9 protein-coding genes are annotated in these 10,711 nt (G+C 39.6%); 7 read left to right on the top strand and 2 right to left on the bottom strand.

From position 1 onward, the window contains the following. The 7 genes from HMPREF0014_RS26375 to HMPREF0014_RS22440 all read left to right on the top strand — a co-directional run. Positions 1-690 (top strand): multicopper oxidase domain-containing protein (locus HMPREF0014_RS26375; RefSeq protein ID WP_020992369.1); only part of this gene is annotated, 690 nt, incomplete at its 5' end. Further along, a complete protein-coding gene (locus HMPREF0014_RS22465) occupies positions 677-1,606 on the top strand; it encodes a copper resistance protein B (protein ID WP_005079045.1) in 930 nt (309 codons plus the stop codon). The genes HMPREF0014_RS26375 and HMPREF0014_RS22465, both read left to right, overlap by 14 nt. Positions 1,607-1,651: 45 nt before the next feature. After that, positions 1,652-2,113 (top strand): hypothetical protein, encoded by a 462-nt coding sequence (locus HMPREF0014_RS22460; protein ID WP_000771473.1) that lies wholly within the window; start codon positions 1,652-1,654, stop codon positions 2,111-2,113. 77 nt (positions 2,114-2,190) lie between these two features. Continuing rightward, on the top strand, positions 2,191-3,495 hold the full coding sequence (locus HMPREF0014_RS22455; RefSeq protein WP_005079043.1) for a TolC family protein: 1,305 nt from the start codon (positions 2,191-2,193) through the stop codon (positions 3,493-3,495). Beyond that, positions 3,495-4,994, top strand: coding sequence for an efflux RND transporter periplasmic adaptor subunit (locus HMPREF0014_RS22450; protein WP_005079041.1), 1,500 nt, complete (start codon positions 3,495-3,497; stop codon positions 4,992-4,994). The genes HMPREF0014_RS22455 and HMPREF0014_RS22450 overlap by 1 nt, the downstream gene beginning before the upstream one ends. A gap of 14 nt (positions 4,995-5,008) precedes the next feature. Continuing rightward, positions 5,009-8,155, top strand: a complete 3,147-nt coding sequence (locus HMPREF0014_RS22445; protein WP_005079039.1) for an efflux RND transporter permease subunit — start codon at positions 5,009-5,011, stop codon at positions 8,153-8,155. A 33-nt stretch (positions 8,156-8,188) separates the two neighbouring features. Beyond that, complete coding sequence (locus HMPREF0014_RS22440) at positions 8,189-8,551, top strand: copper-binding protein (RefSeq protein ID WP_004738155.1); 363 nt, start codon at positions 8,189-8,191, stop codon at positions 8,549-8,551. A gap of 71 nt (positions 8,552-8,622) precedes the next feature. Here the strand turns inward: HMPREF0014_RS22440 and HMPREF0014_RS22435 are convergent, their stop codons facing one another. Continuing rightward, complete coding sequence (locus tag HMPREF0014_RS22435; RefSeq protein ID WP_001086233.1) at positions 8,623-10,452, bottom strand: ferrous iron transporter B; 1,830 nt, start codon at positions 10,450-10,452, stop codon at positions 8,623-8,625. Continuing rightward, the gene (locus HMPREF0014_RS22430) at positions 10,442-10,702 is read right to left on the bottom strand and encodes a FeoA family protein (protein WP_006581705.1); all 261 of its coding nucleotides are present in this window, start codon (positions 10,700-10,702) and stop codon (positions 10,442-10,444) included. The genes HMPREF0014_RS22435 and HMPREF0014_RS22430 overlap by 11 nt, the downstream gene beginning before the upstream one ends. Between the last annotated feature and the right edge of the window lie 9 nt (positions 10,703-10,711).

Here is a 10,711-nt window from a genome sequence, read left to right as displayed (position 1 = left end):
AAAGGAATGGATCATGATATGTCTTCAATGAAAGGAATGGACCATGATATGTCTTCAATGAAAGGTATGGATCATGATATGTCTTCAATGAAAGGTATGGACCATGATATGCCTTCAAAAACAGTAAGCTCTTCTGGATCTGATCAAGTGGTTTACGGATGGGCGAATGCATCAACACCAGCTGGTCTAAAAGCACTTCAATATAGTGATTTACAATCTTTAACCCCCCAAAAAGATACCCGTGCTCCAGAACGTGAAATTGAAATTCGTTTAGGTGGAAATATGGAGCGCTATATTTGGACAATTAATGGTAAGAAGTTTAATGAAACTGAACCATTTAAAGTGAAATATGGTGAGCGTATACGCTTGAAATTTGTTAACGATAGTATGATGGCTCATCCAATGCATTTACATGGCATGTTTATGCAACTGGAAAATGGCCAAGATCCTAGCAATATGCCGAATAAACATACAGTAATTGTTCCACCAGGTAAAACAGTTACAACTTTATTAACGGCTGATGAGTTAGGTGAATGGGCTATCCATTGCCATTTGCTCTATCACATGTCTGCTGGAATGATGAATAAACTTATTGTGGCAAATGTCGATAGTAATAGTACTGATTCGAAAGATGTTGTTGCTCAACCTAATACTAATGATAAGGGGGTAAATCAACATGCGCACCACTAAAAAAATATATTCTAAGACATTTTTATCTATAGCTTTAATTGGATTATCAGGTGTAGCTTTTGCAAATGATACTGCTGTTCAAAGCATGGATAGTAGTACTAAATCCTCTCAGTCCGAGAGTATGAAAATGCTGTTAAAAGAGCCTGGTGGATTAGGTTATGTTGATCGTAATACTTACCAAAATTCAACTTCTGGTAATGATGGAGATAATGGTATAGGCCTGGAAGCCGAAACTTCTAATAACCGAAATCATGATAAACATCTGAAAGAACATGGTGGACAAGTTTTCCAAATGACTAAGTTTGAGAATGAGTGGACTGTGGATGAAGATGGCAAAGGTGCTTTAGGATCGAAAATTGAAACATTGATAGGTACAGATGAAAATCGCCTATTTATTGAAGCAAATTTGGATAAAGCAGAAAGTCATGATCCAAAATATGATGTATCTGCGCTTTATAGCCGTAATGTAGCACCCTTTTGGGATGTACAGGCTGGGGTGAGATACAGTGAAGATAAAAATAACAGCAACAGCGATCGGGTTGATGGTGTTGTTGGCGTGTTGGGATTAGCTCCATATTTCTTTGAAACCCAAGCTTATTTGTACGGTGGTGAGAATAATTTTTGGGGGGCAAGCTTTGAAGTCGAGCGTGATTTCCTGTTAACCCAGAAATTGATCACACAACCTTATCTTGAAGTAGATGCTGTATTTAGCGATGATTCTAACTATGCTGCAAAATCAGGTTTGTCTGAACTAAAAACCGGTATTAAAACCCGATATGAAGTCACTAAAAGAGTCAGACCTTTTGTGGATGTTGCTTACCAATATGAAAAAGGACAAAAAGCAACTAACGTGCAAGAAGCAACTGAGTCCGAAAAAGGATGGAAATATGGTGCAGGCATCGAATTGGTATTTTAAAATACTATAACTTGAAATCATGAATAGTAGTTTCGGCTACTATTCATGAAATTGTTGCTATTACGATTCAATTCTGTAAAACTAAAAAAGCTTAAAATTTGGTCTATGTCTATGCAGTGGTTAAAAACATGCCTATCGCTGTTTTTATCGTTTGCTATCCTGTTAGTAGGATCGGCTGCTGTTGCCTCGTCTGTACATAAACGATGTTTAATGCCATCTGAACAGATGCAATCCATGCAAATGGAAGAGTCGAAAAATCAGAATATGATGCATACTGATTGTATGAAAGGAGAAGCAAAGTCCAAAAAAACTCTGCATGATCCATCCTGTCTGTCTGAACAAGATTGCATTATGTCTTTTACCAAGCTTGTATATGCTAATGACGTTCAGGGTATTTTGCACTCAATGGTTTCCTTTCCTATAGAGCGCTCAGCTTTTTACTCTTTAGATCAAAATCTTCCTTCTCCATACCCTTCGGGTTTATGGAAGCCTCCACGCTCTAACTAATTTGATAGTCCTCTATCATTCATAGAATTTTCTATGAATGTTCTGCGCGTGCGCGTAAACATTTTAGAGCAAAAAATATGAATATTTATAAAGAAAAGCAATCTCATCGTAAGAGATGGCCAATAGCTACTATCTGTTTCTGTCTGGTCTATGGTCAGGCTTATGCTGAGCCATTAACTTTGAATACAGCTATGAAGCTTGCTGAGCAATATGCACCTACCCTAAGAGCAAATAGTGCTCGAATTGAAGGGGCTGAGAATGTAGTTTCAGCTTCTGGCATTTTACCCAACCCTAAATTATTTTTCGGTTTGGAGAATTATCCTATATCTGGTGATGCGTCATGGTCAGTCACACAAGATGGCATGACCATGCAGAAAATTGGTGTTATGCAAGATTTTCCAAACCGCGCCAAAAGACAAGCCGAGGTCGAGTTAGCAAAAGCTGAATTGGGTTCAGCTACTGCTCAAACTGAGATTCTACGTATTGAGTTACGTCAGAAAGTCGCATCTGCTTGGCTTAAACGCTTTTATCTTGAGCGTAAATTGGCGCTATATGATGAACTGTTTTCAGAAAATCGATTACTTTCTCAAATCACACAGACACAGGTCACATCCGGTCGGACAATTGTTGCTGATGCACTTGATCCAAAACAAGAAGCCACTGTATTACTTGACCGGAAGGATGATTTACTTCGTGATTTAAATAAAGCCAAACTAGAATTACATCGATTGGTAAGTGTAGAGCAAACTGGAAATCCCTCTCAAATTGAAACCTTACCTGACCAAGCTCCATCCATCCATCTTGATACATCAAAGCTGTATCATCACTTGCATCAGCATCCTGAATTAAAAGCTTTTCAGGCTGAAAAGCTAACTGCTGAAGCAAAACTGAAGCAAGCTCAGGCTTTACAGAAACCAGATTGGGGTATTGAACTTGCTTATCAGCATCGAGCACCCGAATTTGGCGATATGATCGGGGTGCAACTAACAACAGAGCTTCCTGTCTTTTCAAAAAGACGTAGTAGTCCACTCATTCAGGCAGCTTTAGCCGAACAAAACAGGATTACCGCCGATCAAGAAGTCCAATACCGTGACCATCTCACTATGCTAGATGATGGGTTATCCGATCTTGATGCACTTGATCAGCAAATTAGACGTGCGATGCAAACAAGTATTCCACTCGCTAAACAAAAAGTGGGTTTACAGTTAGCAAGTTACCAAGCAGGCAAAAGCAATTTGTCCAATGTCATTACCGCCCGGCAAGCTCTTTTAGAACAACAGCTGCGACTTATTGATCTTCAACAACAACAAGCAATTACAACAGCACAACTTTATTTTGCCTTTGAAGAGCCGACCTTAAACCATGCTGAGGAGCAGCCATAATGTTAAGAAATAAATTGGCAATGACTGTCATGGGAGTTGCCACAATTAGTCTTGTCGTAGGTGGCGGTGCCGGATATTGGTTTGCTCATCAGGAAGAGGGTTCTCAATCGGCATCGGTAAGCCAGAAGCAGGATGCTAAAGTACTTTATTGGTACGATCCAATGAAACCAGAACAGCATTTTGATAAGCCAGGCAAGTCTCCATTTATGGACATGCAACTGGTACCTAAATATGCAGACGAAAATACTACGATGACGGATGAAAGTCGTCCTACAGTCAAAATAGATCCAACTCTTCAACAAAATTTAGCCATCCGTTACGGCACAGTTGAACAGGCTGTAATTGGAAATGCCATGTTTACTAATGGCATATTACAAGCAAATGAACGGCAAACAGCTATTTTACAAACTAGAGCAAGTGGCTTTGTCCAGCGAGTGTACGGGCATGCTGTTGGAGATATGGTGACGCAAGGAAGCCCTATAGCTGATATTTCAATACCGGAATGGACTGGAGAGCAAACTGAATTTTTAGCTGTGCTCCGTACGGGAGATCGTTCCCTTATTCAAGCAAGCCGTCAACGTTTACAGCTTTTAGGAATACCACAAAATGTGATTCATCAAGTTGAGCGAACTCGTCGAGTGCAATCTAATATAACTTTGCAAGCTCCAACTAGTGGATTTATTGATTCACTAGAAGTCCGCAATGGTATGGCTTTGGCTATGGGGCAAACCTTGGCCACAATTAAAGGTATCAACCCGATTTGGCTAGAGGCAGCCGTTCCTGAAAAACAAATTGCTGGAATCAAACGAGGTATGAGTGTAGAAGCCAATTTTGCTGCTTTTTCTCAAAAAGTAGCTGGCAAAGTTATCGACATTTTGCCTACCTTAGATACAACATCAAGAACTATTAAAGTTCGGATTGAATTACCAAATCCTAGTGGTCAACTTAAGCCAGGGATGTTTGCTTCTGTCAATATAATAAATAATCCCCAAAGCAGTTTGGTTATACCAGAGCAAGCTGTTATACGGACAGGTACTCGGAATGTTGTCATTGTAGGGCATGAGCAAGGACGTTTTGAACCTGTTGTTGTACAGTTAGGTCAAAGTGATGGCAATAAAATTGCAGTCCTGCAAGGGTTGAAAGCTGGTCAGAAAGTAGTGATTTCAGGACAATTTCTGATTGATTCTGAAGCAAATTTGCAAGGCGTATTGGATAAGCTCAACACTGGGCAACCAATTGCATCATCTCAAACGATTAAGAGGTCAACATATCAAGGTCTTGGTAAAGTTGAAAAAGTCACAAATCAAGATATTACCATTTCACACCAAGCTATTCCTGAGTTGGGTTGGGGTGCTATGACTATGAGCTTTAAACAACCAGTTCAACCATTTACCCAAATTCAGCAAGGCGATCAGGTCCGTTTTGGGTTTACACATACTGGAGATGCTTACGTTATTTCTGACATTTCCAAGATGTCCATGACATCTATGAAGAACTAAACGGGAGAACCATTATGATTGCCCGTATTATTCGTTTTTCAATTGCGAATCGTGTATTTGTCCTGTTGGCAGCTTTAGTTTTGGCTGCTTGGGGAACTTGGGCTGTAAAGAATACACCGGTTGATGCTTTGCCAGATTTATCTGACGTACAAGTGATTGTCAGAACTAATTACCCAGGTCAGGCACCACAAATTGTTGAAAATCAGGTGACGTACCCTTTAACAACAACGATGTTATCAGTACCAGGTGTTAAAACTGTTCGAGGTTATTCTTTTTTTGGTGATTCTTATGTCTATGTCATTTTTGATGAGCATACCGATCTTTATTGGGCCCGTTCTCGTGTATTGGAATATCTAAATCAGATCCAGGGAAAAATGCCTGCGAATGCAAAATCGTCGTTAGGACCCGATGCTACTGGAGTTGGCTGGGTTTATGAATATGCATTAGTTGATCCAACAGGACAACATGACCTTGCACAACTGAGAAGCATACAAGACTGGTTTTTAAAGTATGAACTAAAGACATTACCTAATGTGGCTGAAGTTGCCACGATTGGGGGGATGGTTAAGCAATATCAAGTTGTCTTAGACCCAAGCAAAATGGCGGCTTTAGGTGTTACACAAAACAATGTCATTGAGGCGATTCAAAAGGCTAATCAGGAAACTGGTGGTTCAGTCCTTGAAATGGCTGAAACGGAATATATGGTACGAGCTTCTGGTTATTTAAAAACTTTAGATGATTTTCGCCAGATTCCACTACGAACAAATAGTTTGGGTGTTCCTGTTTCTTTAGGTGATGTTGCAACAATTCAACTCGGACCGGAAATGCGTCGTGGTATCACTGAGCTGAATGGACAAGGTGAAACTGTTGGTGGTGTTGTGATTTTACGGGCTGGTAAGAATGCACGTGAAACGATTACTGCTGTGAAAGCGAAACTGGCTGAATTGCAACAAAGTTTACCGAAAGGAGTGCAGGTTGTTCCTGTATATGATCGCAGTAAACTGATTGATCGGGCAGTCGAGAATCTCAGTCATAAATTAATTGAAGAATTTATTGTCGTGGCTTTAGTCTGTGGACTTTTCCTCTGGCATTTACGATCAGCAATGGTAGCTATTGTTTCTTTACCACTTGGGATTTTGTCGGCTTTCTTAGTCATGTACTATCAGGGCCTAAATGCCAATATCATGTCACTGGGGGGGATTGCCATTGCTATTGGCGCTATGGTTGATGCAGCGGTTGTGATGGTTGAAAATGCACATAAGCATATAGAGACTTGGCAGCATGAACATCCCAATCAAGTATTAGAAACTCAAGCACGCTGGAATATTATTGCCCGTTCCGCCAGTGAAGTTGGTCCTGCTTTATTTTTCTGCTTACTTATCATTACCTTATCTTTTATTCCTATTTTTACTTTACAGGCGCAAGAAGGACGTTTGTTCTCGCCTCTGGCGTTTACCAAAACCTATGCCATGGCAGCGGCAGCTGGTTTATCCATTACTCTGATTCCTGTTTTGATGGGTTATTGGATCCGCGGGAAATTACCCTCAGAACAGCGTAATCCATTGAACCGTTTCCTCATCAAAATATACCGACCTATGTTGGATCAGGTTTTAGCTCATCCAAAGACCACTTTATTTGGTGCATTGCTAATTTTCCTTATTAGTCTTTTTCCTTTAACGCGATTAGGTGGAGAATTTCTGCCGAATATGGATGAAGGTGATTTACTGTATATGCCTTCAGCTTTACCAGGATTGTCCGCAGCTAAGGCCTCAGAACTGTTACAGCAAACAGATCGAATGATTAAAACGGTTCCAGAAGTTGCGACAGTATTTGGTAAAGCAGGGAGAGCTGAGTCAGCAACAGATCCTGCGCCTTTAGAAATGTTTGAAACCACGATTCAGTTCAAACCACGGTCTGAATGGCGCTCAGGTATGACACCTGACAAATTAGTAAAAGAACTAGATAAGGCAGTCCAAGTACCGGGTTTAACGAATATATGGGTACCACCTATCCGTAACCGGATTGATATGTTGGCAACTGGGGTGAAAAGTCCAATCGGGATTAAGATTTCAGCAAATGATCTGCAAGATATTGATCGGGTAGCACAGCAAATTGAACAAGTTGCTAAACAGGTACCCGGTGTTAGCTCGGCTTTAGCTGAACGACTCACAGGTGGTCGATATGTTGATGTCGATATTAACCGTATGCAGGCTGCACGATATGGTCTCAATATCAACGATGTGCAGAAAATTGTATCATCCGCGATTGGTGGAGAAAATATTGGTGAAACTGTTGAGGGATTAGCAAGATATCCCATTAATGTACGTTATCCACGAGAGATTCGAGATTCACTGGAAGCTTTGAGAAATTTACCGATTGTAACTGAATCTGGACAACAAATTGTATTAAGTAGTGTTGCCAATATTCAAATTACAGATGGCCCTCCAATGCTAAAAAGTGAGAATGCCCGTCCAAGTGGTTGGGTTTATGTAGACGTACAAGGACGTGACTTAGCTTCAGTTGTGCAAGAGTTGAAGCAGTCTATTGACCAAAAAGTAAAACGCTCCTCTGCCATGAGCATTAGCTATTCAGGACAGTTTGAGTTCATGGAGCGTGCGAATGCTCGCTTAAAAGTCGTCATTCCAATTACATTGATGATTATTTTTCTACTGCTCTATTTGATTTTTAGACAAGTACAAGATGCAGTTCTGATTATGGCAACGCTACCTTTTGCTTTAATTGGTGGTATATGGGCCATGTATTTGAGCGGTTTTCACTTTTCAGTTGCGATTGCAGTTGGTTTTATCGCCCTTGCAGGTGTTGCTGCTGAGTTTGGTGTAGTCATGTTGTTCTACTTGAAGCAAGCAGTTGAACATGCACAGCAAAACCTATCTTCTTCAACGGCATCCTTAACAGAGCAACAACTCAATGATGCAATCCGAACAGGAGCTGTACTACGCGTTCGTCCTAAAGCCATGACGGTTGCCGTCATTTTGGCAGGCTTAATTCCTATACTTTTAGGGACTGGGACAGGTTCTGAATTGATGAGCCGTATTGCTTTACCTATGGTTGGGGGCATGATTTCAGCTCCTCTACTGTCAATGTTTGTTATCCCGGCTGCATATCAGCTTTTAATCAAAAGAAAACTATCAACACATTGATCGTTTTGTTATTTCGTCAAAAGAGGTTTTATTATGTTGAAATTTATGAAAATTGTGGCTCTTGTTGCAACTGTTGCTGCGTTAACTGCATGTAGCAAAAATGAGGCATCAGAGCAAAAGAAAGCGGAAGCACCGATGGAGCAGATGAGTAAAGAGTCATCTACAGTTGCAACAGCTCAAGCTGTTGGTGTGATTACTGCTATTGATACGAAAGAAAATATTCTAACACTCGACCATGAAGCAATTCCTGCAATTAAATGGCCTGCAATGACTATGGGCTTTAAAGTTGCAGATCCAGCATTATTAAATGGTTTAACTGTAGGGGAGAAGGTTGACTTCGAATTAAAAATAGAGGGTGAGAGTCAGATTATTATTGCTGTGAAAAAAAGCTCATAATCAGTTTAATACTTAAAAGAAAAATGGATGCAAAGGCATCCATTTTTCTTTATGAAACATTCTTATTTTGATTAAAGTCTACTAATAAGCTGATATGTAATGAAGGCAAAGAAATACGCAAGCCCAAATAAGTAAGTCGCCATAATAACAGGCTGTTTCCAGCTACCAGTTTCACGACGAATGGTCGCTAATGTTGCAAGACAATGTGGTGCGAAAATGTACCAAACTAATAATGACATCCCTGTAGCTAGCCCCCAGCCATCAGGACCAGAGATTTGACTCAACAATGTTTGAGTTACAGTATCTTCATCTCCAGACATAGCATAAATTACACCTAAAGCAGCAATGACAACTTCCCTTGCAGCCATAGCAGGAATTAATGCAATACAGATTTCCCAAGTAAAGCCGATAGGTGCAAATATAGGCTGAATAATGTGTCCAAGTTGTCCAGCTAAACTATAGTTGATAGCAGGCATTGTGGCATGCTCAGGTGGTTGAGGGAACGTAACCAACACCCAAAGCAATATAGATAATGCTACGATAATGCCACCAACCCTTTTTAAAAAGATCGTAGCTCGATCATAAAGTCCTAATGCAACGTTTCGAATATCTGGTAATCGGTAAGTAGGCAACTCAAAGATAAAAATACTTTCTGTCTTATCTTTTCTAACTAGTTTCAAAAATAAAGAAACACATAATGCTGAAACAATGCCAGCCATATATAGTCCAAAAAGAACTAAACCTTGTAGACTTAACCAACCATAAACTAATTTGTTTGGAATGAATGCCGCAATCAGCAAAGCATAAACAGGTAATCTTGCAGAACAAGTCATTAATGGTGCAATCATAATGGTTGCTAGGCGATCTCTTTCCGAACTAATGCTTCGTGTTGCCATGACACCAGGGATAGCACAGGCAAAACTAGACAATAGTGGAATAAAGGAACGTCCACTTAAACCAGCTTTGGACATTAATTTATCCAAAAGGAATGCTGCTCGTGGCAAATAACCTGATTCTTCTAGAATTAAAATAAAGAAGAATAAGATAAGGATCTGCGGCATATAAGCCAAAACACTACCCGATCCAGCGATTACCCCATCAACAATAAGACTTCTAAGTAATGGATGAGTAATAAGCGGGCCAATTGTATTACCTAACCAAGCAATTGCATTTTCAATTAATGAGATAAAAGGTTGTGCCCAGATAAAAACGGCTTGGAACATGACAAACATGGTAAGCGTTAGGATGACTAAACCAAGTACAGGATGTAAGAAAATTTTATCCAAGAAAGCTGTTCTTGCATCACCATTATCATTTTTTAAAATTACCTGTTTAGTAATATTTTTAATCTGATCAAAATGATTCAGATCAGAATGATAAGGAGTGACAAATAGATTTTTTTGATCTAATTGATTTAGTAGTTCTTGCACGCCTTTAGTTTTAACGGCAACAGCCTCAATAACAGGGATACCCAACAATTCTGATAGCTTATTAATATCTATCGAAATACCACGCTTTTTGACCTCATCCATCATATTTAAAACAAGAAGCATTGGTCGATTCAATGCCCTTATTTCAAGCACAAGACTTAAATGTAAATGTAAATTAGTGGCATCAACCACACATACATATATATCAGGTAGGACCTCACCCTCAAGCTCACCTAAGCATACAGCCCTTGTTACCTCTTCATCTAGACTCGTAGGCTTTAAGCTGTATGTGCCGGGCAAATCTAAAACCCGAACTGATTCACCAGAAGGTAGTTTAAAGAAACCTTCTTTCCGCTCAACAGTAACACCAGCATAATTAGCTACTTTTTGACGAGTACCTGTTAAAGTATTAAAGAGAGATGTTTTCCCACAATTTGGGTTACCAATAAGTGCAATATTTTTACTGTTCATTTGAAACAATCTCTACAAAAATTCGTTCAGCTTCATTCTTTCTTAACGCAAATCGAGAAGTTTCAATTTGAACCAATACTGGATCACCACCGAAAAGTCCCTTAGCTAGAACTTGTAAAGTTTCACCAATTCTGAAACCTAACAATTCAAGTCGTTCGAGAACTGGATCATTTTTATCTAAATATTGGTTACCTTTTTTTAGGTCAACAATTTTGACAAAGTTGTTTGGTTTAACTTGGAATAAATTCATTTTTAATAC

This window comes from Acinetobacter sp. RUH 2624 (assembly GCF_000162375.2).
GTDB classification, from domain to species: Bacteria; Pseudomonadota; Gammaproteobacteria; order Pseudomonadales; family Moraxellaceae; genus Acinetobacter; species Acinetobacter nosocomialis.
The sequence above is the reverse complement of the archived record's forward strand: the minus strand, read 5'-3'. Positions and strand labels throughout refer to the sequence as shown.

Coding starts and splice junctions, on each gene's coding strand:
- HMPREF0014_RS22465 (WP_005079045.1), top strand. CDS start 677: ATGCGCACCACTAAAAAAATATATTCTAAGACATTTTTATCTATAGCT.
- HMPREF0014_RS22460 (WP_000771473.1), top strand. CDS start 1,652: ATGAAATTGTTGCTATTACGATTCAATTCTGTAAAACTAAAAAAGCTT.
- HMPREF0014_RS22455 (WP_005079043.1), top strand. CDS start 2,191: ATGAATATTTATAAAGAAAAGCAATCTCATCGTAAGAGATGGCCAATA.
- HMPREF0014_RS22450 (WP_005079041.1), top strand. CDS start 3,495: ATGTTAAGAAATAAATTGGCAATGACTGTCATGGGAGTTGCCACAATT.
- HMPREF0014_RS22445 (WP_005079039.1), top strand. CDS start 5,009: ATGATTGCCCGTATTATTCGTTTTTCAATTGCGAATCGTGTATTTGTC.
- HMPREF0014_RS22440 (WP_004738155.1), top strand. CDS start 8,189: ATGTTGAAATTTATGAAAATTGTGGCTCTTGTTGCAACTGTTGCTGCG.
- HMPREF0014_RS22435 (WP_001086233.1), bottom strand. CDS start 10,452: ATGAACAGTAAAAATATTGCACTTATTGGTAACCCAAATTGTGGGAAA.
- HMPREF0014_RS22430 (WP_006581705.1), bottom strand. CDS start 10,702: ATGAATTTATTCCAAGTTAAACCAAACAACTTTGTCAAAATTGTTGAC.